Source organism: Deinococcus maricopensis DSM 21211, from assembly GCF_000186385.1.
Classification (GTDB): Bacteria; Deinococcota; Deinococci; order Deinococcales; family Deinococcaceae; genus Deinococcus_B; species Deinococcus_B maricopensis.
Genome location: NC_014958.1, coordinates 3,400,577 through 3,422,172, shown reverse-complemented (window position 1 = coordinate 3,422,172; position 21,596 = coordinate 3,400,577). Strand labels below are relative to the sequence as shown.

Below are 21,596 nucleotides of genomic sequence, written 5' to 3'. Positions count from 1 at the left end.
TTCAGGCGGCCTTCATGAACGCGCTCACTCGCTGAACACGCCTCCCAGCACGCCCGCCAGCTGCTCCTTTGCGCGGAACACCCGGCTTTTGGCCGTGCCGACAGCCACGCCCTGCAGCCGCGCGATCTCGTCGTACGGCAGGTCCTCCACGAACCGCAGCACCACCGCCTCGCGGTACTCCGGCGCGAGCTGCATCAGCGCCCGCTGCACGCGGTCCTGCGCGTCGGCGCTTTCGGCAGCCTGCACCGGGCCGGGCCGGGCGCTGATCGCCTCGAACCCTACGTCCTCCTGCGCCTCCTCCAGCGAGAAGCGCGGCAGCTGCTTGCGGCGGTGCCGTTCAATCTGCGTGTTGCGCGCCACCTGGTACAGCCACGGCAGGATGCGCTCCCCGGCGCGGAACGTCCGGATGGAGCGCCACGCGCGGTAGAACACCTCCTGCGTCAGCTCCAGCGCTTCTTCCTGGTGGCCTTCCAGGCGGTACAGGTACGCGTACATGCGCCGCTCGTAGCGCGTCACGAACTCGTGCCACGCCACCTCGTCCCCAGCGCGCAGGCGCTCCAGTTCGGGGAGCGTCAGGATGTCCTGCTCGGCGGTTGCGTCCATACCTCATCGTCACTGTACCGCGCGTGCAGGGCACGCACCCCCGAATGTGCGCGCTAGCATACCGGGCAACGCCGTGCCTGACTTCACCACCCTGCTCCGCGACCACCTGCCCGACCTGAGCGTCGGCGCGGTGCTTGGCTTCGCCTGTGGTTACGCCCTCAAAAAAGCGGGCCGCGCCGCCCTGCTGATCCTGGGCCTGCTGTTCATTGCGGTGCAGCTGCTCGCCGCGCAGGGGTTCGTGCACGTCGACTGGACGCGGGTGCAGTCGGCCTTCCAGCCGCTCCTCGAGGAGGGCGGACGGGCCCTCGGGGACCGGGTGCTGCAGGTGCTGACCACCAACCTGCCGTTCGGCGCGAGCTTCACGGCGGCGCTGCTGCTGGGCCTGCGCACCCGTTGACGCGGTCCTTTAGTACGCCACGCCGCCCCGGCGGAACAGGAAGCCGTTGCTGGTGAACGCCACGATGACCGTGCGGCCGTCCGCCTTGAAGTCCAGCCCGGCGGACTGCTGCGTGCCCTTCGCCGTGAAGCATGACGCCATCAGCCGGTAGCTGTGCCCCTTCTGGAAGCTCGGGAACGTCTCGCCGGGCCGCACGACGTGGTTGCCGTCCGGCGCGAGGAACACCTCACTGAGCCGCTTGTCGCCCTCCCAGGTCTGCACGCGCACCTTCAGGCACGGCGACGGGTTCGCGTCTACCAACAACGAGTTCATGGCCGGGGCCGTCGCGAGGACCGCCCACACCAGCAAATTGTGAAGCATACCTCAGGGTACAGCGGCGCGCGTGGTGCCGCTGTGAAATCCTGCCCGGCGCGTTAGACACCATCAGGCAGGGCCGGGTCGCGTGACCCGGCCCTGCCTGTCCCGAAGGGGTTACTCGTGGTCGTGCGCGCCGTCGCCGTGCGCGTGCCCGTGCTCCAGTTCCTCGGCGGTGGCGTCGCGCACCGCGAGGACCTTCACGTCGAAGTGCAGCGTTTCACCGGCGAGGGGCGGGTTGAAGTCCACCGTGACCTCGTCGCCCTGCACGTCCACGACCGTGAACGGCATGACGCTGCCGTCGTCGGCCTGCGCGAAGTACTGTGCGCCGACCTCGACTTCTTCCTCGTCGAAGTCCGCGCGCGACACGGTCTGCACGTTTTCCTCGTCGTGTTCGCCGTACCCGTCTTCGGGGTTGACGGTGACGCTCAGTTCGTCGCCGACCGCTTTGCCCTCCAGGGCACGCTCCAGGCCGGAAATGATGTTGTTGTGACCGTGCAGGTAGATGAGCGGCTCGCCCGGTTCGCTCTGGTCAACGACCTCGCCGTCCACCTTGAGCACGTACTCCAGTTCGACGACCTTGTCCTGGGTGATGTTCATGCGGATCTCCAATCTGCCAGTATGCGGCGGACCTGACCGTCCCTGTCCGCGCGCGGCGGGCCTGACGGGAGCATACCATCCGCCCCTCGGGGACCGGTCAGCGCTGCGGCGTTCCGGTCATTGGTCCTGCGGCGCGCCGTCCAGCAGCGTCGACCAGAACGCGAGGCTGGCGCGCTCGTACAGCAGGCCCATGCCCAGAGGCTGCTGCGTGACGTCGGTGCACAGATTCGCGGCGAGGGCTTCGTACTCGGCGAGGCGCGCGCGGTGCAGGGCGAGCTGCTCGGCCGCCAGGGCGCGCTGGCCGCCGGGCGCGACACCGATGAAGAACAGCTTGAGCAGGCCGGGGTCGCGGAGTTCCACCGGTCCGGCGGGGGCGGCCAACCACGCGCTGAGGGCGCGTCGGCCGGCGTCGGTGATGGTGTAGGTGCGTTTGCGTCGGCCGTCCTGTTCCTGGGCGTCGCTGAGGAGGCCGAGGGCGCTGAGGCGCTGCGGTTCGGCGTACAGCTGGGAGCGCGGGAAACTCCAGAAATACCCGATGGAGTCATCCACCCAGCGTTTGAGGTCGTAGGAGGTGGCGGGGCCGTACTGGGCCAGCAGGCCCAGCACGATGTAGGCGGACGGGCCGAGGGTTGCATCGGACATGCCCTGAGTGTACGCTTCGTTTAGACCGTCCAAAATAGACTGTTTGAAATGGATGGTCCGGAGGAACCCATGAACCGTGCCTATGACCGTGTGACCGCTGACCTGTCCGGCGACTTCGTCGTCTTCCTGATCGGCATGCGCATCAACCAGCCCTGGAAGATCCGCGCCTGGCTCCCGGTGTTCCTCGCCATGCCCCGCATGCTCCGCGAACTGCAGAGCCAACCCGAACTGGGCCTGCTGGGCGCCCACTTCCACGGCCTCACCCAGGTGCAGTACTGGCGCAGCATTGAACACCTCCACGCCTACGCCCGCGCCCAGGACCGCGCGCACCTTCCCGCCTGGCGCGCCTACCAGCGCCACGCCCGCGCCGCCGGCGGCGCCGTCGGCATCTGGCACGAAACGTACCTCGTGCCCGCCGGCGCGCACGAAAGCATCTACGTGAACATGCCCCCCACGGGCCTGGGCCGCGCCGGCACGCTCCGCCCCGCCACCGGCCACCGCCAGACCGCCCAGGGCCGCCTCGGCAACCCAGTCGCCCCCACCACCCCCTGACCCGCGCCCGGGCGCGGCCCTCACCACGACTTCAGGTGCGCGCGGTACACTTGCCTGTCTACCCCGCCAATTCGGGCGGGCGCGGCGCGCGCACCCCACGCTCCTGTGCGCGCGACACCGAGCAGGAGCGCACAACGCCGCCACCGCCCCGCGCGCGCCCACAGCGCCGCCCCGGGGCGCGCGGCCCGGAGTCACCATGCACAAAGTCGCCATTGTGGGCCGCCCCAACGTGGGCAAAAGCAGCCTGTTCAACCGCCTCGTCGGCCGCCGCGAAGCCGTCGTCGCCGACTTCCCCGGCGTCACCCGCGACGCCAAGGAAGGCGTCATGCTCTACCAGAACCACCGCATTGTCCTGATCGACACCGGCGGCCTCTGGAGCGGCGACGAATGGGAAGAAGCCATTCGCCAGAAAGCCGAATGGGCCATGGAAGGCGCGCAGTGCGTCATCTTCGTCCTCGACCCGCGCGACGACCTCTCCGCCGCCGACTACGAGGTCGCCGAGTGGCTCCGCCGCCTCGGCAAGCCCGTCATCGTCGTCGCCAACAAGATCGACAACCCCAAACACGACGCGTACCTCGCGGAACTGTGGGGCCTGGGCTTCGGCGAGCCCCTCCCCGTCAGCGCCGAGCACGCCCGCGGCCTCGACGACCTGATGGACCGCGTCCTCGACTACCTCCCCGAAGACGACGCGGACGTGCCCGAAGTCGCGCCCATTCGCATCAGCCTGATCGGCCGCCCGAACGTCGGCAAGAGCAGCCTCCTGAACGCCATCACCGGCAGCGAACGCGTCATCGTCAGCGACGTGCCCGGCACCACCCGAGACAGCGTTGACGTCGAATGGGACTACGCCGGGCAGCGCTTCGTGCTCGTCGACACCGCCGGTATCCGCAAACGCCCCGACACCAGCATCGAGGAGTACGCGATGATGCGCAGCGAAGCCGCCATCACGCGCAGCGACGTCATCCTGCTCGTCCTGAACGTCACCGAACTCGGCGACCACGAACTCAAGCTCGCGAACCTCGCGTACGACAGCGGCAAACCCGTGATTGTCGTCGTGAACAAATGGGACCTCGTGCCCGACGAGGACCTCAAGAAAGCCGAGAAGGACCTCGACCAGAAGCTCTTCCACATCGCGTTCGCGCCGCGCGTGTACACCAGCGCCATCAACGAGTACGGCATCCACGACCTGCTCGCCGAAGCCATGAAACTCTACGCGAAGTGGCAGTCGCGCATCCCCACCAGCGAACTCAACCGCTGGCTCGGCGTGTGGCAGATGCGCCAGCGCGTCCCGAACTTCCACGGCAAGCAGCTCAAGATGTACTTCATGACGCAGGCCGAAACGGCGCCGCCCACCTTCGTGATCTTCGCGAACCGCGCCGACTACGTCACCCGCTCGTACGAGAACTTCCTGCACAACCGCATCCGCGAGGACCTGCAGCTCGCCGGCATTCCCGTGAAGATCGTCTGGAAGGAAAAAGGCCCGTACAAGAAAGGCAAAAAGGGCGAAGCGGACGACGAGTAACCGCCCACCACAAGCAGGAGGCGCCCGCATGCGGGCGCCTCCTGCTTTACGACCGGCGGTTGCGTTTCGGGCTGAACTCCAGCGCGTACGTGACGGCGTACACCACCAACGCCACCACCCACAGCCCGCGCCGGTCCAGGCCGAGCACCACCCAGTTGTTCATGGAAGCCAGCAGGACCAGCAGCAGGGCCACGTACCGGATGATGCGGAAGATCTGCGAGGGATTCACCGGGTCAGTCTACCGAGCGCCCACCCAGCATATGCCCCGTTACACGCGCTCCAGCGGCCGGTGAGGCGGCGGAAGCGTCACCGTCACCACGTCGCCCGCGCGCACCGTCCCGCCCACCAGCACGACGCCCATGACGCCCGCACGGCGCACCAGCGTGCCGTCCGCCGCGCGGTACGCGACGCGCGCCAGCAGGCCCGGCTGGAACGCCTCGATCTGCGCGCACGGGTTCCGCAGGCCCGTCACCTCCACCACCGCCGACGCCCCCAGCTGCAGGCGCGCCCCGACTGGCAGGCCCAGCAGGTCCACGCCGCGCGTCGTGACGTTCTCCCCGAGGCTGCCGGCACGCACGTCGAACCCCGCCGCCCGCAGCTCATCGTGCAGTTCCGCGTGCATCAGATGCACCTGCCGCAGATTCGGCTGCGCCGGGTCCACCGCGACGCGCGAGCGGTGCTTCACGGTTACGCCCGCGTGCACGTCCCCCTCCACCCCCAGCCCCGCAAGCAGGCGAATGCCCGGCTCGGCGTGCTTGCTGAACCCATGCGCCTCACTGCGGCTCACGGCGGTCACGGTCCCTGTCATACATGCTCCCCCGGATGCACAGGCGCGCGCTGCGCCACCAGCGCCCCCACAAGAATGAGGCCCCCGCCGATCAGGACCGCCGGGCGCAGCGGCTCGTGCAGCACCAGCGCCGCGAGCAGCACCGTCCACAGCGGCTCGGTCGTGGCGAGCACCGACGCGCGCGCCGCGCCCAGCCGCGTGATCGCCGCGTACAGTGTTGGCACGGCCAGCAACGTCGGGAAGATGGCGGTGGCGAGCACCACCCCCCACGCGTCCAGGCCGCGCGGCACGTCCAGCGTGCCCGTCCCCGCGCCCAGCAGCGCGAACACCACCGCCGCCACCAGGCTCATGTGCGCGGTCGTCTGTAACGGCGGCGTGTCCTTCAGGAACCGCTCGGCGTACAGCAGGTATGCGCCGTACAGCGCGCCCGTCAGCACCCCGAACGCCAGGCCGGTCGCGTCGCGGTCCCCGGCGCCCGGCAGGCCGATCACGACCGCGAGGCCCACCACGGCCAGCGCCACCCCCGCCAGCTGCGCCCGCGCGGGCTTCCGGCCCAGCAGCGCCGCGAACAGCACCACAAACGCCGGGCTGAGATACAGCAGCAACCCCGTCGCGCCCGCCGTGATGCGCGCGAGCGCCAGGAAGTAACACGTCGTCGCGAGACTGTACAGCACGCCGCTGCCCAGCATGCGGGCGCGCACGCCGAGCGGCGCGCGCCCACCCGCCACCAGGAACAGGGCGGCGGCCACCAGCCCGAACCGCCACGGCAGCAGCGTGTACGTGGCGAGGCCCACCTCACCCGCGAGTTTGCCCCACACCGCGAGGCTGCTGAACGCGAGGGCGGACCCGAGGGCCAGCAGCACCCCCGACGACGACGAACGGGCGGGCGCAGCGGAACTCACGCCGTGACTGTACCGCGCGCCCGACCACGCGCGCCGCCGCTGTTTGAGCAGGCGCGCGTACAATCCGGGCGTGACGACCGCGCGCACGCACGAACTCAAGGACCCCATTCACGGCTTCGTGCGCCTCAGCAGCGCCGAACGCGCCCTGCTGGACACGCCGCCCGTGCAGCGCCTGCGGCACATTCACCAGCTGGCGCTGAGCATGATGGTGTACCCGGGCGCCACGCACCGCCGCTTCGAGCACTCCCTGGGCGTCATGCACCTCGCGGGCCGCGCGTTCGACGCGATCACCACCAACCACGCACGCTTCCCCGGTGCGCTCCCCCCGCCGGACGACGCGGACCTGCCGTACTGGCGCACGGTCGTGCGCATGGCCGCCCTGACGCACGACCTCGGGCACCTGCCGTTCTCGCACGCCGCCGAGGACCTCCTCCCCGAAGGCCTCGACCACGAGGACCTCAGTGACCGCGTGATCCGCTCGGACGCGCTCGCGCCCGCGTGGCGGCGCCTGGGCGTGGCCGCGCGCGACGTGGCGCGCGTCGCTGTGGGCGCCCGCGCGGGCGACGCGCCGCTGAGCGCCTGGGAGCGGGCGCTCAGCGAACTGATCACCGGAAGTGCGTTCGGCGCGGACCGCGTCGACTACCTGCTGCGCGACGCGCACCACAGCGGCGCCGTCGGCGGCGGCTTCGACGCGGACCGCCTCGTGAGCCGCCTGCTCCTGCTGCCTAGCGTGGCGGGGGAGAGCGTCGTGGGTGTACAGGCGGGCGCGCTGCAGGCCGCCGAGATGCTGCTCAGCACCCGGGACTTCCTGTACGAGAGCCTGTACTTCCACCCGGTGCGCCGCATCCTCGACCATCACCTCGGGATGTTCCTGCGCGCCGCGCTCGGCACGCCCCTGCTGCCCGAAGGGGACGCCGGGCAGTTCCGCGCGGACGTGAACGCGCACCTCGCCCTCACGGACGACGAGGTGTTCGCGGCGCTGCGCCGCGCGTCCCGCGATCCCAGCCTGCCCGGGCACCGCTGGGCGCGGCGCGTCACGTGCCGCGAGCATTACCGCCTGCTGTACCGCGCGCGGCAGCGGCCCGAGGAGCGCACCGCCGCGCGCGTCGCGACGCTCGCCCGCGAGGCGTTCGGCGCGAGCCAGGTGGTATTCGACCCGGTGGAGCGCCGGCCCGGCCCGCTGAACTTCCTGCTGCTGGAAGGCACGCAGGTCGTTCCCGCGTCCGAGCGTTCCCGGCTGGTCCGTGCGAACACGCCGATCAGCGCGGAGTTCGTGTTCATCGCGCCGGAGGTGCGAGACGAGGCGCGCGCGTGGCTGCGCGGCGCGCTGCCGGACCTGGAACGCCCAACCTGAAGGGCCGGTCCCGAACGGCAGAGAGGCGCCCACCATGCGGTGGGCGCCTCTCTGCCGTTCGGCTTACTCGGCCTGGGCTTCTTCGGTCTGCGCGGGCTGCTCTTCGCCCGCATCGGCGCTTTCGCCTTCGCTGCTCGCGGCGCTGCTGCCGAGGCTGGCGATGGCGCCCTGCAGGGCCTTCTCGCGCACGATGGACGCGTAGTAGCTGTTCAGGCCGTTCGGACCGAACTGGCTGCGGAGCTGCTGCACGGTGATGCCGTTCGCCTGCGCGAGCGCGGAGAGCTGCGCGTTGAACTCGGTGTCGCTGAGCGTCGTGCCGGTGTCCTCGGCGAGCTGCTCGAGCGCGAGGTCACGCTTCACGCGGGTTTCGGCGTTCTTGCCGAGGTCCGCCATGAAGTCGTCGAGCTTGCCCTGCTCCTTCATGAACGTCTCGTACTCGTCCCACTTGACGCCCTGGCGGCTGAGATCGTCCTTGATTTCGCCCAGCATCGCTTCGCGGCGGCGCTCCAGCATCACGCTGGGGATGTCGACGGTCATGCCTTCGACGAGGTGGTTCACGAACTCCTCGCGGCGGGCGTTGTCGCCTTCCTGACGGGCGCGGCGCTCGAGTTCGGCCTTGAGGTCCGTGCGGAGGCGCTCGAGGCTTTCGAAGTTCAGGCTCTTGGCGAACTCGTCATCGAGCGCCTGGAGCTGCTTGTGCTTCACGTCGAGGATCTTGACGGTGACGGTGTGCTCGGGGTGCTCGTGGTCGCCGTGGCTGTGCGCGGGCACGGTGATCTCGACAGTGTCGCCCTGGTTCTTGCCCACGAGGGCGTCACGGACGTGCGCTTCGGCGACGTCGAGGTACACGGGGTACGTGCCGCCCTCTTCGCCCTGCTCCTCGATGGTGACCATGTCGGTCGCTTCGATGGCGCGTTCGGCCGTTTCGAAGGTGGCGTTGCGCTCCTGCAGGTCCGCGAGGGTACGCTCGAGCACGTCGTCGGTGATGTCGGGCGCGCTGGCCTGGAGGGTGGCGCTCTTCCAGTCGCCGAGCTTCACTTCGGGGTAGGTGTCGCCCTTGACGGTGAACTCGAAGCTCTGGCCGTCCTTGAGGGGATCGGGGTTGATTTCGGCGTCCACCATGCTGAGCTTGAGGTCGCGGACGGCCTGCGGGTAGTGGACCTGCAGGAGGCGGTCACGGACTTCGTTTTCGACGTAGCCGGTGCCGACGCGGCTTTCGAGGACCTTTTTGGGGGCCTTGCCGGGGCGGAAGCCGGGAACGCGGACGTCGCGGGCGAGGGCGGCCCAGACCTGCTGGTACGCGCGGGTGACGTCCGTGGCGGGCACGGTGACCTTGAACTCGACCTGGTTGCCTTCTTGCCTAATCAGCTCTGCCATGGTGTGACTCCCTAGAGGTGGTGAGGTTATTCAAGCGAAACGGCGGCCCGTGAGTTCGGGCCGCCGCGCGCGTTGGTGCGAGGAAAGGGACTTGAACCCTCACATCTTTCGATACCAGATCCTAAGTCTGGTGCGTCTACCAGTTCCGCCATCCTCGCGAGCGGCGTGGAGTGCGCGCGACCTGGATAAAGAGTAAGTTTGGGGTGGGTTATGGGATTTGAACCCACGACCTCCGCTTCCACAGAGCGGCGCTCTAACCGACTGAGCTAAACCCACCACACGCCCCAAATCTGGGAGCCCACCTATGCTATGAGTTTGCGCCCGGAGTGTCAAGGCGACCCGTGCCGCCGCGCCGCCCAGTCCCCGCCCGGAACGCGTACCGCGCCACCCTGCCGGAGCCGCTCGTGGCGCACGAACACGTACACCCAGGCCTCCAGCGCGCTGCCCGCCGCCTGAGCGACCGCACGGACGCGCGCGTACAGCGGCGGCTGATCGTGCACGCCCTCCAGCGCGTCCAGGCCCGGCAGGGCCGCGGTCCACGCGGCCGGCGCGTACGTGTACACCCACCCCTGTACGGGCGCCGCGTCCGGGTCGGGGCGCAGCACCGGGTACCCTTCGGGCTCCAGGTGAAAGAGCGCGAACCCCGCCAGCGTGGCGCGCGCCGCGTGCACGCCCGCGCCGGCCACGTGGGCGTTGCGCTCGCCGGGCATCAGGGTGCCGTACACGAACACGCGCGGGGGGTCATCCGGGCTGGCGGAACGGGTCATGTGCGCAGCATGCCACGTTCTGACAACGCCGTAAGGCGCACACTGGGGTATGTCTCACCGCATGGCCCGCACCGCGCGCCTGCTGACGCTGCTCGCCCTGCTCGCGAGCGGCGCCCACGCGCAATCCACCACCCCCGCCGCGCCCACCGCCCGCCCCGCCCCGGCCCCCAGCGCCACCGCCACCGCCCTCGACACGGCCCTCACGCGCGCGCGCGCCGCCAGCCTGCGCATCGAGCACTGCCCGCCGGTCAACTGCACCCGCGCCAACGGCATCGGCACGGCCTTCTACATCAGCACCACCGGCCTCGCGCTTACCGCGTACCACGTGGTGTTCGGCGCGCCCGCCCTGAGCGCCGTCACGCCCGACGGCCAACGCTACCCCGTGAAGGTCGTCGGCTACGACGAGACCGTCGACCTCGCGCTGCTGCAGATCGGCGCGAAGAGCGCCACGCCGGCCCTGCCGATTGCGAGCGCCGCGCCTGGCGTGGGCGAGCGCGTGGGCGCCATCGGGAACGGCGGAGGCGCCCGCTTCCGCCGGGTGAGCGGCAGCCTCACGGCGCTGGACGCCCGCGCGCTGCGCGGCGACTTCCCGGACCGCACGCTTGAACTGCGCGCGAACCTGATTCCCGGCGACAGCGGCAGCGCCATCGTGAACGCGCGCGGCGAGGTGGTGGGCGTCACCAGCTACATCCGCACGGACGGGGAGCGCATCGTGTCGTACGCCGTGCCGATCACCGCGCGCGACCCGAAACTCGCGGAGCTGCGCGCAGGCGTCCAGCGCGACGCGCCGGTGGTGGGCGTGCGCACCGCCGGGGACCTCACGGACCGCGCGTTCACGCTCGGCCTGGGTGGGCAGCGCGGCGCGGTGTTCACGGACGTGCAGCCGGGCAGCCCGGCGGCGCGGGCGGGCCTGCGGCCGGTGGAGGTCGCGGCGCAGAGTCAGAGCGGCGAGATCACGCGCCTGAAGGGGGACGTGGTGCTGGCCGTGAACGCGACGCGCGTGCAGAATTTCGAGGAGTTCATCAACGCGGTGCGGGCCCTGAAGGTGGGCGACACCGTCACCCTGAAGCTGCTGCGTGACGGGCAGCCGCTGAGCGTGCAGCTGAAGCTCGCGGGGCACGCGCAGGTGTTCGGCAGCGACGAGAATTGAACGGGCTGCCCCGCTGAGGGGTGGGCATGCGCGAGGGGCGCTGCGGGTGCGGCGCCCCTCGCGCGTGCCTGCGCCCTGCTTGGACTCAATTCATTGAACGGCTGTTCAACGAATGCTAGGGTGCGGGCAGGAGGACCGTATGGCCATCGGCATCACCGCGCTCGGCACCTACGCACCCGACCGCATCCTGACCAACACCGACCTTGAAACCATGGTCGACACCACCGCCGAGTGGATCACCAGCCGCACCGGCATCAACGAACGCCGCATCGCCGACGAACACGAATACGCCAGCACCGTCGGCATCCGCGCCGTCCAGGATCTCGTGCGCCGCCACCCGACCGCCCTCGACGGCGTCGACATGGTCGTGTGCGCCACCAGCAGCCCCGACGCCTTCTTCCCCTCCACCGCCGCCCTCATCGCCGGCGAGGTCGGCCTCGCCGGTGCCGGCGCCATGGACGTCTCCACCGCCTGCAGCGGCTTCGTGTACGCCCTCGCCACCGCCCACGGCCTCATCGCCGGCGGCGTCGCCCGCAAAGTCCTCGTGATCGGCAGCGAAACCCTCAGCAAGATCGTCGACTGGACCGACCGCGGCACCTGCATCCTGTTCGGCGACGGCGCCGGCGCTGCCGTCATCGGCGAGGTCCCCGACGGGTACGGCTTCCAGTCGTTCGTGCTCGGCGCCGACAGCGCCGGCGGCCCCAGCCTGTACAAACTCGCCGTCGCCGACCGCATCCCCGGCGTGAACCCTGACGACGCCACCCGCCAGATCGGCATGAACGGCCGCGAAGTCTTCAAGTTCGCCGTACGCGTCCTCGGCATGAGCGGCAAACAGGCCCTCGAAAAAGCCGGCCTCACCGCCGACCAGGTGGACTGGCTCGTGCCGCACCAGGCGAACATCCGCATCATCGAAGCGGCCAGCGAACGCTTCGGGATTCCCATGGACCGCACGGTCGTGAACCTCGGCCGCTACGGCAACACCAGCACCGCCACCGTTCCCCTCGCCCTGCAGGAAGCTCTCGACGACGGCCGCATCCAGCACGGCCAGCAGCTGCTGCTCGTCGCGTTCGGCGGCGGGCTGTCCTGGGCCGCGGGCGCCATGCGCTGGTACGGTGGAGAGGCATGAACATCGCCGCCCTGTTCCCCGGTCAGGGGTCACACGCCCTCGGCATGGGCCACCACATCGCCGAAGCGAACGACGCCGCGCGCGTCGCCTTCATCGAAGCCGAAGACACCCTCCCTGGCCTCACCGCCCTGATGCGCGAAGGTCCCCTCGACGCCCTCACGCTCACCGCCAACCAGCAACCCGCGCTCGTTACGGCGTCGGTCGCCGCGTACCGCGCGTGGCAGGCCGCGACGGGCTTCACGCCCGCTTTCGCCGCCGGACACAGCCTCGGCGAATTCAGCGCCCTTGTGGCCGCCGGCACCCTGCGCCTCCCGGACGCGCTGCGCCTCACCCGCCAGCGCGGCGAGCTGATGCAGGCCGCCGTGCCCCCCGGCGCGGGCGCCATGAGCGCCGTCATGGGCGACCCGAACGTCGTCCGCGAGGTCTGCGCGAGCAGCGAAGGCGTCGTGCAGCCCGCGAACTACAACGCCCCCACGCAGACCGTCATCTCCGGTGAGAAGGCCGCCGTGGACGCTGCCAGCGCCGAACTCAAGGCGCGCGGCCTCAAAGCCATTCCCCTCAAGGTGAGCGCGCCGTTCCACTGCACGCTGATGCAGCCCGCCGCGGACGCCCTCGCGCCCGCCCTGCACGCCACCGACTACGGCGCCTTCGCCTTCCCGGTGTACGCGAACGTCACCGCCGAAGCGAACCGCGACCCGGCGCGCGTCGCGGACCTGCTCACGCAGCAGATCACCGGCAGCGTCCGCTGGGTCGAAACCGTCCAGGCGCTCGCCGCCGCCGGCGCCGACACCTTCGTCGAATTCGGCAGCGGCACCGTCCTGACCGGCCTCGTGAAACGCATCCTGCCCGACGCGCGCACCTTCAACATCCACACCCCCGAAGACCTCGCGGCCTTCCAGCAGGCCGTTCAGGAGCAGGCATGACCGAACCGCAATCCCCCGCCCGCAAGGTAGCCCTCGTCACCGGCAGCAGCCGCGGCCTGGGCCGCGCCATGGCCCTCAAACTCGCGCACGACGGCTTCGACGTGGCCGTGCACTACGGCCGCAACCAGACCGAAGCCGAAAGCGTCGTGGACGCCGCCCGCGCCCTCGGCGTGAACGCCCAGGCCTTCGGCGCCGACCTGAGCATCCCCGCCAACGCCGCGAAACTCGTTGAGGACGTCATCGCCGCCCTCGGGCGCCTCGACGTGCTCGTCAACAACGCCGGCATCAACCGCGACACCCTCGCCGTCCGCATGAAAGACGAAGACTGGGACGCCGTCCTCCAGACGAACCTGTCGAGCGCCTTCAGCGCCAGCCGCGCCGCCATCAAGCACATGATGCGCGCCCGCTCGGGCCGCATCATCAACATCACCAGCGTCGTCGGCCTGATGGGCAACCCCGGCCAGGCCAACTACGTCGCCAGCAAGGCCGGCCTGATCGGCCTCACCAAAGCCCTCGCCAAGGAGTACGGCGCGCGCGGCCTCACCGTGAACGCCGTCGCGCCCGGCTTCATCGAATCCGACATGACCGCGCAACTCCCCGAAAACGTCCAGAAAGCCTACCTGGACAGCATCCCCGCCGGGCGCTTCGGCCAGCCCGAAGACGTCGCCGCGCTCGTCGCGTTCCTCGCCGCAGACGCCGCCGGGTACATTAACGGTCAGGTCATCGGCGTCGACGGCGGCCTCTACCCACACTGACCACCCGCCGGCCGCACTTGCACCTCGTCCAAATGGCGTGGTTCAGTGAGAACGCACGTGTAAACTACCCGAGTACGGAGGTAAATCATGGATACGTTTGATCAAGTGAAAAATGTGATCGTCGAGAAACTCGGCGTGGACGCGGACAAAGTCGTGCCCGAAGCCCGCTTCGTCGAAGACCTCGGCGCGGACAGCCTCGAAACCGTCGAGCTGATCATGGGCCTCGAAGACACCTTCGGCATCAGCATCAGCGATGAGGACGCCGAAAAGATCCGCACCGTCCAGGCCGCCGTCGACTACATCAGCAGCAAACAGTAAGCCGGACGGGGCGGCCCGCCGACCTCCGGTCGGCGCCCCCCGGCGGCCACACGCCGCGCGGGCAGGGACACCCCCTCGCCCGCGCCCCTTTTTGTGCAAGACACCTGGGCACGGCGCCCACCCGCAGGGCCGCCCGGACAAAAGCGCGCGTCCCTTTTGCCCCCGCCCACGGAGGTGAACTATGAAACGAGTGGTCATCACCGGCGTCGGCCCCGTCACGCCCGTCGGCACCGGCGCCGAAGCCTTCGCGGAAGCGCTCCGCGCCGGCCGCAGCGGCATCGGCCCCATCACGCACTTCGACGCCACCGCCACCGCCTGCAAAATCGCCGGAGAAGTCAAAGACGACCTCAGCGTCTACGTCGACCCCCGCGAAGCCAAACGCCTCGACCGGTACGTGCAGCTCGCTCTCGCCGGCGCGCACCTCGCCGTGCAGGACAGCGGCCTCAGCCCCGAAGAACTCCAGGGTGAACGCACCGGCACGCTCATCGGCAGCGGCATCGGCGGCGTCAAAACCTTCGAGGAGCAAGCCCTCGTCCTCGCGCAACGCGGCGCGGGCCGCATCAGCCCGTTCTTCATCCCCATGATGATCGCCAACATGGCCACCGGCCACGTCGCCATGCAGTACGGCGCGACCGGCCCCAGCAGCACCGTCGTCACCGCCTGCGCCACCGGCAGCGGCGCCATCGGCGACGCCGCGCGACTCATCCAGCTCGACCTCGCGGACATCGTCATCGCGGGCGGCAGCGAAGCCGCCGTGACCGCCATCAGCATTGGCGGCTTCAGCAACATGAAAGCCGTCAGCACCCGCAACGACGAACCCGAAAAAGCCAGCCGCCCGTTCAGCGCCACCCGCGACGGCTTCGTGCTCGGCGAAGGCGCCGGCATCGTCATCCTCGAGGAACTCGACCACGCCCTCGCCCGCGGCGCGCGCATCTACGCCGAAGTCGTCGGGTACGGCACCAGCGCCGACGCGTACCACGTCACCATGCCCGCCCCCGAAGGGCGCGGCGCGCAGGTCGCCATGCGCATGGCCCTCAAAACCGCCGGCGTCAGCCCCGAACAGGTCGGGTACATCAACGCGCACGGCACCAGCACGCCCGCCAACGACCTGCACGAAACGCAAGGCATCAAGGCCGTGTTCGGCGACCACGCATACAACCTCGCGGTCAGCAGCACCAAGAGCATGACCGGCCACCTGCTCGGCGCGGCCGGCGCCATCGAGGCCATCGCGACCGCGCAGGCGCTGCGGGACGGCATCCTGCCGCCCACCATCAACCTCGACGATCCCGACCCGGAACTCGACCTCGACTACATCCCGCACACCGCGCGCACGCAGCAGGTCGAGTACGCCATGAGCAACAGCTTCGCCTTCGGCGGGCAGAACGCCGTACTGCTGCTCAAACGCTACAGCGCGTAACGCCACCGAATACCCACCCGCCAGCGCGCATGAGGAAGCTCCCATGCGCGTTGGTCAATTCTGCCTTGACGCCCCCACCACAACCGGTACCCTCAAGGGTAAACGCCTTCGCGCCCCACCCCCGGAGGACCCCCGGCATGCAACAACAGAAAACCCGCACCACCCCCACCACCCGCGCCCCCGCCCTGCCGGTCATGCGCGCCGCCACCACCGCGCCCACCTGGACCGCCCCGCCCCCGCCGCACACGACCCCCTCACCCCCCAAGCCGCGCGCACCCCACCCCCTCCAACGCGCCGCCGCCACCCCCGCCCTCCACGCCGCACACCTGCTCCGCACCGACCAGGCCGCCCTGCAGCGCACCGCCGAACACCTCAGCGCGCAACACGCCACCCTGCAACGCCAAGCCACCGACCTCTGCGCGCTCGGCATCAACCCCCTCCAAACCCCCCCACCCCACCCCCCCTGCAACGCGCCCCCACCCCGAACGCCGCCATCCAACGGCAAGCCGAGCAGGCTGCGCACACCGCGCTCACCAGCAACGCCCGCTACGTCCCCCTCACCGAACGCGCCGACCACGCCATCCAGACCGTGCAGCGCTACGCCGCGCAGGGCGCCAACGCCGACGCCCTGCGCAGCACCCTCCTGCAACGCGCCACCGACGAACCCACCCGCGCCGCCCTCCAGCGCGCCATCGACCTCAGCGTGCAGCGCACCGCCCGCACCCACGCTCAGCAGCACACCCACGACCTGCTCCGCGCGCACCACGCCCTGCAACGCCAGCACGCACAGCAGGAACGCGCACACCACGAGGACACCCTCCGGAGCGTCACGCAGCGCGTGCAAGCGAGATCTGGGGGCGGGGAGGCGCTGCCGGCGAGCGTGCAGCGACACCTGGAAGCGGGCCTGAACGCGGACCTGAGCCGCGTGCGGGTGCATACGGACGGCGAAGCGGACAAGCTGAGCAAGCTCGTGAACGCGGTGGCGTTCACGAGCGGGCAGGACATCTACTTCCAGGCGGGCCGGTACGACCCGCACAGCGCCTCCGGACTGGAACTGCTCGCGCACGAAGCGACGCACACGGTGCAGCAGGCGCAAGGCCGCGTCGCGCCCGGCCTCGACCCGGACGCGGGGCTTGAACAGGAAGCCCAGACCATGGGCCGCACCCTCAGCGCCGCCACCCCCACCTCCGCACCCACCACGGCCCCCCGCACCACCCCCACCCGCAGCGCCGGCGGCATCCAACGCTTCGCCAACCCCTTCAAAGCCCTCGCCGACAAAGCCCGCAAACTCAAAGACGACGCCGCCAAAACCCTCTCGAAAGCCACCAGCACCCTCAGGCAAGCCAGCGCCGCCACCCTCAAGAAAGTCCAGAACACCCCCCTCGTCAAAGCCGCCAAGAGCGCCCTCAACACCACCACCAAACTCATCACCGACCCCAAAGCCCGCGCGGCCGCCGCCCGCCAGGTCACCACCAGCCTCACCCGCGCCAGCCAGGCCATCAAAAAAGGCGCTCAGGCCCTCAACAAAGTCGTCACCGACCCCAAAGCGCGCAACGCCGTCATCAAAAACATCAAAACGCGCGTCAACACCACCATCAACACCATCAAGGACCCCAAAGCCCGCGCCAAACTCGCCCAGCAGATCCTCAAAAACCTCCCCAAACCCATTAAAACCACCATCGACAAAGCCGTGCAGGTCGGCAGTCAGATCCGCACCAGCATCAGCCAGGGCGCCACGAAACTCAGCAAGGAAATCGCCACCCGCTACGCGCAGGCCAAAGCCGCCGGGCAGAAGTTCCTCAACGCCACCAAAACCGCCGTCGTCCAGAAAATCACCGCCCTCAAAAACGACCCCCGCGTCAAAGCCCTCGGCCGGCAACTCAAAGCCGCTGGCATCCAAGTCGCCAAAATCGGCACCAGCGTCCTCGTCGGCGGCCTCATCATCGCCGGCGCCGCCGCCCTCACCGTCGCCACCGGCGGCATGAGCACCCCCGTCCTCATCGCCGCTCTCGCCCTGTCCGGCGCTGCCGGCGGTGCCGCCGGACAGGTCGTCGAAAACGCCCTCAAGCACGAAAAAGGCAAGCCACTCGACCTGTTCCACGACATCTCCCCCAAGAGTCTCCTCACCGACGCCACCCTCGGCGTCGTCCTCGGCCCCGCCGGCAAGGTCGTCGGCGGCCTCGCCAAAGGCCTCATCGGCGGCGCCGGCAAATTCATCGCCCGGCCCATCGCCGGCGCCGTCGGCCGACTCGCCAGCCGCAGCTCCACCCTCGTCGCCGCCGGTAGCGCCCTCAAAACCGGCGCGACCGCCGCCTGGACGGCCGCACGTGGCCTCGCCACCAGCACCGCCGCTCACGCTGGCACCATCAGGCAAAGCATCCGTAACAGCCTCCCCGGTCAGGCCGTCCGCGCTGTAGGCCGCGGCGCCGCCTGGGTCGGGAAGCAAGCCCTCAGAGGCGCAGACCACATCGTGACCCCCACCGTAAACGGCCTGAAGTTCATCGGCGGGCACGCCGCGAACGGCGTCAAAAATGCCGCCCGGAGCGTTGGCCTCGACAACGCCATCAACAACAGGCTCACGCAAGCCAACCTTGCCAGCGCATACATAGGCCGAGGCATCAAAAACGCCGCCAACAACGTCGCAAACTGGACCGGAACGCAATTCGCGCCAGTAAAAAATGCTGTCAAGGCTATGGGACTAAACGCAGCAGAAAAAGTTACGCAAGGCGAAATGGCAGCGAGAAACTTAATCAATACGCGCTTTGGCAAAACACTTTCAATGGACCCCATGCGCTCGATGACTGCCCGTATGACGAACCAAGCCTCTGTCCTGGCTCGTGATGTGCGTGCTTATGCTTCGGGCGTTGGGCACGAGATTCGTAGTGAAGTGGCGGCACAGTGGGCGGGAATGGCTGGCCGTACCAGCATGCTGAAGACCACTGCGCAGATCGAGGCTGCTGCCGCAGTGGATAACACGCTGGCCGCCGCGTGGCATCGCGCGCAGGTAGGCGCCCGTGGGCAGCTCATCAAGCAGGAGACGCAGGCACTGCGTGCAGCGGGCATGACCAAAGCCGCAGCGAAGCGTCAGGCTAAGGCGAGCATCACGCCCGAGCAGATCACGGCGCATGCAAAAGCCCATGCCACTCCGAGCCTGCTGGCGCAGGCAAAACAGGTGTACAACGCCAAGGTCCTGCCAACCCAACTCGGGTACGACCCCGCGCAGGGTTACCTGAGTCGCCTGCCCGGAATGTACCGCCAGGGTGCACGCTTGATGCTGCAGGACGTCCGCGACCGTGGCACAGCATTGCGTGACGGGTTCCGTACGGGCGGCCTGACAGGCGCGGGAGCCATTGGGGGTGGTTGGCTGTTCGAAGAAGGCACGAAAGCCGCCATTGGCAACGTCGCCGGCACTTACAAGAACGACAAACAGGCCGACTACCCCACTCTCGGCCACGTCAAAAAAGGCATGGAGGACACCATGAGTCCAGAGAACATGGCGAAGTTCGGCCTGACGGCCGCCACTGGTCTGAACGCCACCACCAAGAGTGGACACATCGTCACTGTGGCCATGCCTGTTGAGCGCCTCTGGAAGCTCTCGGCGCAGACAAACGGCGTCATCGCCAGCACAGACGCCTATGAGGTGGGCGCTCCTGAAAACGACGCCCCTAGCCCCTCTGCGCCTCAGCCGCAGCATCCCGCCCACCATTAAGGAGACTGAATGTTCGGCCTGTTCAAGAGGAAGAAAGAGGAGCCGCTGGCGTCCGAGCACCCGGTGTTCGAGACGGGGGTGGCGGCCCTGGAGTACTACCTGACGTACGAGCAGATTCCGTACACGCAGGCGGCGGGGACGTTCCAGTTCGAAGTGGACGGGCGCGCGTACGAGGGCTTCACAGTGCGGGCGCCGGAGTGGCTGTGTCTGCGGACAACGCTGCCGTTCACGTCAGACGACGAGCTGGTAATTCATGAGACGGTGAGTGAGCTGTGCACGCGGAACACGCTGTTCCGGGTGTCGATCGACTGGACGCGTCGGGTGTACGTGGTGGACGCGCTGCTGTACCTGAAGTTCCAGCGGGATCAGCACCAGACTATCGGCTACGTCTTCTACCTCGCGCAGGGCTTGGATATCTCCAAAGAGTTTCAACAATATACATCCGACTACTTTGTCTACTGCGATGGAAAGAAAAATATCAATGTTTCACTGTCAATATCTAGATGGTTGAGATCCAAGACTGCTCCACCGGGAACAACGATAGATTCATTCTCTTATGGAGAGAGTTCATATCGAATGGGCGGAGCCGTATGTACTATAATTTTACGGTCAAAAACGATGATTGGGGCATACCGATTTACAACAGACGATTACCAGGAGCACTGGCGGAAATCACGGGAAGCCAAGTTGGACGTGTACCGCCAGATTGACCGGGAACGGGCACACACGCCGCTCGCCCGCAACTTCATCTACGCGGAGAATGGTGGGCGGGAACTGAGCATGCCGGTGGTGGTCGCCAAGGGCAGCGAGGCGCGCCCCATCTACGAAGCGGTCCTGAAAGAGGCACTGGAGCAGTTCGCGCTGAGCCTTGACTACTTTCATGGTCAGTTCAATGCGCCCTGGTTCGATCACACCAAAAAACGCAAGGAGTAATCACATGACCACAACACAGAAACGATTCGGAACCCGGGCTCAAGAAGAAACTCAAACGACCTTCTTCGTCAACGACGTGGAGTTCACCATGCGTCGCCTGAGCGTCAATGAGGAATTACGCCTCGCGGAAATCCCGGCGGACGCCCTGGAGAGTGAAGAGGCGTCGGGCGAGGACGCGCAACGCGCCGTTCACGCCATGATGACGGCGCTCGCTTCCCTCCTCCAGGCGCGCGCCCTCAACGAACAGCTGGTCATTGACGAGACGTGGGTGGGCGAGAACCTCACGAGCGCCGACCTGGAAGGCATCGTCGCGTACCTACGCGGCGACATCGAGTAACCCGTCACGGATGCGGGCGCGGTGACCACAAGTCAGGAACCCGCGCCCGCGTCTATGCGTTTTCCAGATACTCCAGCGTCCTCGAAGGAGCGCATGTTCGGCCTGTTTAAGAGGAAGAAAGAGGAGCCGCTAGCATCCGAGCACCCGGTGTTCGAGACGGGGGTGGCGGCCCTGGAGTACTATCTGACGCACGAGCAGATTCCGTACACGCAGGCGGCGGGGACGTTCCAGTTCGAAGTGGACGGGCGCGCGTACGAGGGCTTCACAGTGCGGGCGCCGGAGTGGCTGTGTCTGCGGACAACGCTGCCGTTCACGTCAGACGACGAGCTGGTAATTCATGAGACGGTGAGTGAGCTGTGCACGCGGAACACGCTGTTCCGGGTGTCGATCGACTGGACGCGTCGGGTGTACGTGGTGGACGCGCTGCTGTACCTGAAGTTCCAGCGGGATCAGCACCAGACTATCGGCTACGTCTTCTACCTCGCGCAGGGCTTGGACATCTCCAAAGAGTTTCACGAATACACGTCTGACTACTTCGTCTACTGCGATGGAAAAAAGAACATTATCGTTGCTCTTTCAATGGCTGGATGGCTGAGATCAAAAACGGCTCCTCCTGGCACTACTGTAGATTCATCCACGTACGCAGAAACTGCCTATCGTATGGGTGGAGCGCTTTGCAGCGTTTCCCATCGGGATAAGTCGATGATCGGAGCGTACCGATTTGCGACGGATGACTACCAGGAGCACTGGCGGAAATCACGGGAAGCCAAGTTGGACGTGTACCGCCAGATTGACCGGGAACGGGTGCACACGCCGCTCGCCCGCAACTTCATCTACGCGGAGAATGGTGGGCGGGAACTGAGCATGCCGGTGGTGGTCGCCAAGGGCAGCGAGGCGCGCCCCATCTACGAAGCGGTCCTGGAAGAGGCACTGGAGCAGTTCGCGCTGAGCCTTGACTACTTTCATGGTCAGTTCAATGCGCCCTGGTTCGATCACACCAAAAAACGCAGGGAGTGACGGTCCGTGAGGGCCGCGTTGGTGTGCTGGGTGGGGGTGTGGTGCGCGGCTCTG

General features: G+C 68.2%; 24 protein-coding genes and 2 tRNA genes. 14 read left to right on the top strand and 12 right to left on the bottom strand.

Annotated features, from left to right (window positions below):
- Positions 1-24: 24 nt before the first annotated feature.
- Positions 25-603, bottom strand: a complete 579-nt coding sequence (locus tag DEIMA_RS16170; RefSeq protein WP_013558359.1) for an RNA polymerase sigma factor — start codon at positions 601-603, stop codon at positions 25-27.
- Positions 604-676: 73 nt separating this feature from the next.
- Here DEIMA_RS16170 and DEIMA_RS16165 point away from each other — a divergent pair, with 73 nt between their 5' ends.
- On the top strand, positions 677-1,000 hold the full coding sequence (locus tag DEIMA_RS16165; RefSeq protein ID WP_043816875.1) for an FUN14 domain-containing protein: 324 nt from the start codon (positions 677-679) through the stop codon (positions 998-1,000).
- Between the two features lie 9 nt (positions 1,001-1,009).
- On the opposite strand, the gene DEIMA_RS16160 is transcribed toward DEIMA_RS16165, so the two are convergent.
- From DEIMA_RS16160 to DEIMA_RS16150, 3 genes are all read right to left on the bottom strand, one after another.
- Entirely contained in the window at positions 1,010-1,360 is a 351-nt protein-coding gene (locus tag DEIMA_RS16160) for a hypothetical protein (protein WP_013558357.1), read from the bottom strand.
- Between the two features lie 111 nt (positions 1,361-1,471).
- The gene (locus DEIMA_RS16155; RefSeq protein ID WP_013558356.1) at positions 1,472-1,954 is read right to left on the bottom strand and encodes an FKBP-type peptidyl-prolyl cis-trans isomerase; all 483 of its coding nucleotides are present in this window, start codon (positions 1,952-1,954) and stop codon (positions 1,472-1,474) included.
- A gap of 117 nt (positions 1,955-2,071) precedes the next feature.
- Positions 2,072-2,596 carry a PadR family transcriptional regulator gene (locus DEIMA_RS16150; protein ID WP_013558355.1) on the bottom strand — a complete coding sequence of 175 codons (525 nt, stop codon included), beginning with the start codon at positions 2,594-2,596 and terminating at the stop codon, positions 2,072-2,074.
- A gap of 69 nt (positions 2,597-2,665) precedes the next feature.
- Here DEIMA_RS16150 and DEIMA_RS16145 point away from each other — a divergent pair, with 69 nt between their 5' ends.
- A complete protein-coding gene (locus DEIMA_RS16145; RefSeq protein WP_013558354.1) occupies positions 2,666-3,148 on the top strand; it encodes a DUF4188 domain-containing protein in 483 nt (160 codons plus the stop codon).
- 196 nt (positions 3,149-3,344) lie between these two features.
- Complete coding sequence (gene der / locus DEIMA_RS16140) at positions 3,345-4,670, top strand: ribosome biogenesis GTPase Der (protein ID WP_013558353.1); 1,326 nt, start codon at positions 3,345-3,347, stop codon at positions 4,668-4,670.
- A gap of 46 nt (positions 4,671-4,716) precedes the next feature.
- On the opposite strand, the gene DEIMA_RS16135 is transcribed toward der, so the two are convergent.
- The 3 genes from DEIMA_RS16135 to DEIMA_RS16125 are packed head-to-tail and all read right to left on the bottom strand — an operon-like array spanning position 4,717 to position 6,359.
- Positions 4,717-4,899, bottom strand: a complete 183-nt coding sequence (locus tag DEIMA_RS16135; protein ID WP_013558352.1) for a hypothetical protein — start codon at positions 4,897-4,899, stop codon at positions 4,717-4,719.
- A gap of 39 nt (positions 4,900-4,938) precedes the next feature.
- On the bottom strand, positions 4,939-5,478 hold the full coding sequence (locus DEIMA_RS16130; RefSeq protein ID WP_013558351.1) for an MOSC domain-containing protein: 540 nt from the start codon (positions 5,476-5,478) through the stop codon (positions 4,939-4,941).
- On the bottom strand, positions 5,475-6,359 hold the full coding sequence (locus DEIMA_RS16125) for a DMT family transporter (protein WP_043817515.1): 885 nt from the start codon (positions 6,357-6,359) through the stop codon (positions 5,475-5,477). Before DEIMA_RS16125 ends, DEIMA_RS16130 begins: the two co-directional genes overlap by 4 nt.
- A gap of 70 nt (positions 6,360-6,429) precedes the next feature.
- Between DEIMA_RS16125 and DEIMA_RS16120 the strand changes: the two genes are divergently transcribed.
- A complete protein-coding gene (locus DEIMA_RS16120; RefSeq protein ID WP_013558349.1) occupies positions 6,430-7,713 on the top strand; it encodes an HD domain-containing protein in 1,284 nt (427 codons plus the stop codon).
- Positions 7,714-7,776: 63 nt separating this feature from the next.
- Here the strand turns inward: DEIMA_RS16120 and tig are convergent, their stop codons facing one another.
- The 4 genes from tig to DEIMA_RS16100 all read right to left on the bottom strand — a co-directional run bounded on the left by tig (position 7,777) and on the right by DEIMA_RS16100 (position 9,857).
- Positions 7,777-9,090 (bottom strand): trigger factor, encoded by a 1,314-nt coding sequence (gene tig / locus DEIMA_RS16115; protein ID WP_013558348.1) that lies wholly within the window; start codon positions 9,088-9,090, stop codon positions 7,777-7,779.
- 73 nt (positions 9,091-9,163) lie between these two features.
- Positions 9,164-9,248 (bottom strand) — tRNA-Leu (locus DEIMA_RS16110).
- A 41-nt stretch (positions 9,249-9,289) separates the two neighbouring features.
- A tRNA-His gene (locus DEIMA_RS16105) sits at positions 9,290-9,366 on the bottom strand.
- Positions 9,367-9,419: 53 nt separating this feature from the next.
- Complete coding sequence (locus DEIMA_RS16100) at positions 9,420-9,857, bottom strand: gamma-glutamylcyclotransferase family protein (protein WP_013558347.1); 438 nt, start codon at positions 9,855-9,857, stop codon at positions 9,420-9,422.
- A 49-nt stretch (positions 9,858-9,906) separates the two neighbouring features.
- On the opposite strand from DEIMA_RS16100, the gene DEIMA_RS16095 reads away from it, so the two are divergent.
- The 6 genes from DEIMA_RS16095 to fabF all read left to right on the top strand — a co-directional run bounded on the left by DEIMA_RS16095 (position 9,907) and on the right by fabF (position 15,546).
- Positions 9,907-11,007, top strand: a complete 1,101-nt coding sequence (locus DEIMA_RS16095; protein ID WP_013558346.1) for a S1C family serine protease — start codon at positions 9,907-9,909, stop codon at positions 11,005-11,007.
- A gap of 139 nt (positions 11,008-11,146) precedes the next feature.
- Entirely contained in the window at positions 11,147-12,133 is a 987-nt protein-coding gene (locus DEIMA_RS16090; RefSeq protein ID WP_013558345.1) for a beta-ketoacyl-ACP synthase III, read from the top strand.
- A complete protein-coding gene (gene fabD / locus DEIMA_RS16085; RefSeq protein WP_013558344.1) occupies positions 12,130-13,056 on the top strand; it encodes an ACP S-malonyltransferase in 927 nt (308 codons plus the stop codon). Before DEIMA_RS16090 ends, fabD begins: the two co-directional genes overlap by 4 nt.
- Positions 13,053-13,811, top strand: coding sequence for a 3-oxoacyl-[acyl-carrier-protein] reductase (fabG, locus tag DEIMA_RS16080; protein ID WP_013558343.1), 759 nt, complete (start codon positions 13,053-13,055; stop codon positions 13,809-13,811). The genes fabD and fabG overlap by 4 nt, the downstream gene beginning before the upstream one ends.
- A gap of 87 nt (positions 13,812-13,898) precedes the next feature.
- Positions 13,899-14,129, top strand: a complete 231-nt coding sequence (acpP, locus tag DEIMA_RS16075) for an acyl carrier protein (protein ID WP_013558342.1) — start codon at positions 13,899-13,901, stop codon at positions 14,127-14,129.
- A 181-nt stretch (positions 14,130-14,310) separates the two neighbouring features.
- Entirely contained in the window at positions 14,311-15,546 is a 1,236-nt protein-coding gene (gene fabF, locus DEIMA_RS16070; protein ID WP_013558341.1) for a beta-ketoacyl-ACP synthase II, read from the top strand.
- Between the two features lie 254 nt (positions 15,547-15,800).
- Here fabF and DEIMA_RS18900 read toward each other — a convergent pair whose 3' ends face one another.
- Complete coding sequence (locus tag DEIMA_RS18900) at positions 15,801-15,932, bottom strand: hypothetical protein (protein WP_280985074.1); 132 nt, start codon at positions 15,930-15,932, stop codon at positions 15,801-15,803.
- Positions 15,933-16,135: 203 nt separating this feature from the next.
- Between DEIMA_RS18900 and DEIMA_RS17130 the strand changes: the two genes are divergently transcribed.
- The 4 genes from DEIMA_RS17130 to DEIMA_RS16045 all read left to right on the top strand — a co-directional run bounded on the left by DEIMA_RS17130 (position 16,136) and on the right by DEIMA_RS16045 (position 21,542).
- On the top strand, positions 16,136-19,255 hold the full coding sequence (locus DEIMA_RS17130) for an eCIS core domain-containing protein (RefSeq protein WP_013558340.1): 3,120 nt from the start codon (positions 16,136-16,138) through the stop codon (positions 19,253-19,255).
- A 9-nt stretch (positions 19,256-19,264) separates the two neighbouring features.
- Entirely contained in the window at positions 19,265-20,188 is a 924-nt protein-coding gene (locus DEIMA_RS16055; protein WP_013558339.1) for a hypothetical protein, read from the top strand.
- 88 nt (positions 20,189-20,276) lie between these two features.
- Positions 20,277-20,525, top strand: a complete 249-nt coding sequence (locus DEIMA_RS16050; RefSeq protein WP_148234989.1) for a hypothetical protein — start codon at positions 20,277-20,279, stop codon at positions 20,523-20,525.
- Between the two features lie 93 nt (positions 20,526-20,618).
- On the top strand, positions 20,619-21,542 hold the full coding sequence (locus DEIMA_RS16045) for a hypothetical protein (RefSeq protein ID WP_013558337.1): 924 nt from the start codon (positions 20,619-20,621) through the stop codon (positions 21,540-21,542).
- Positions 21,543-21,596 lie beyond the last annotated feature (54 nt).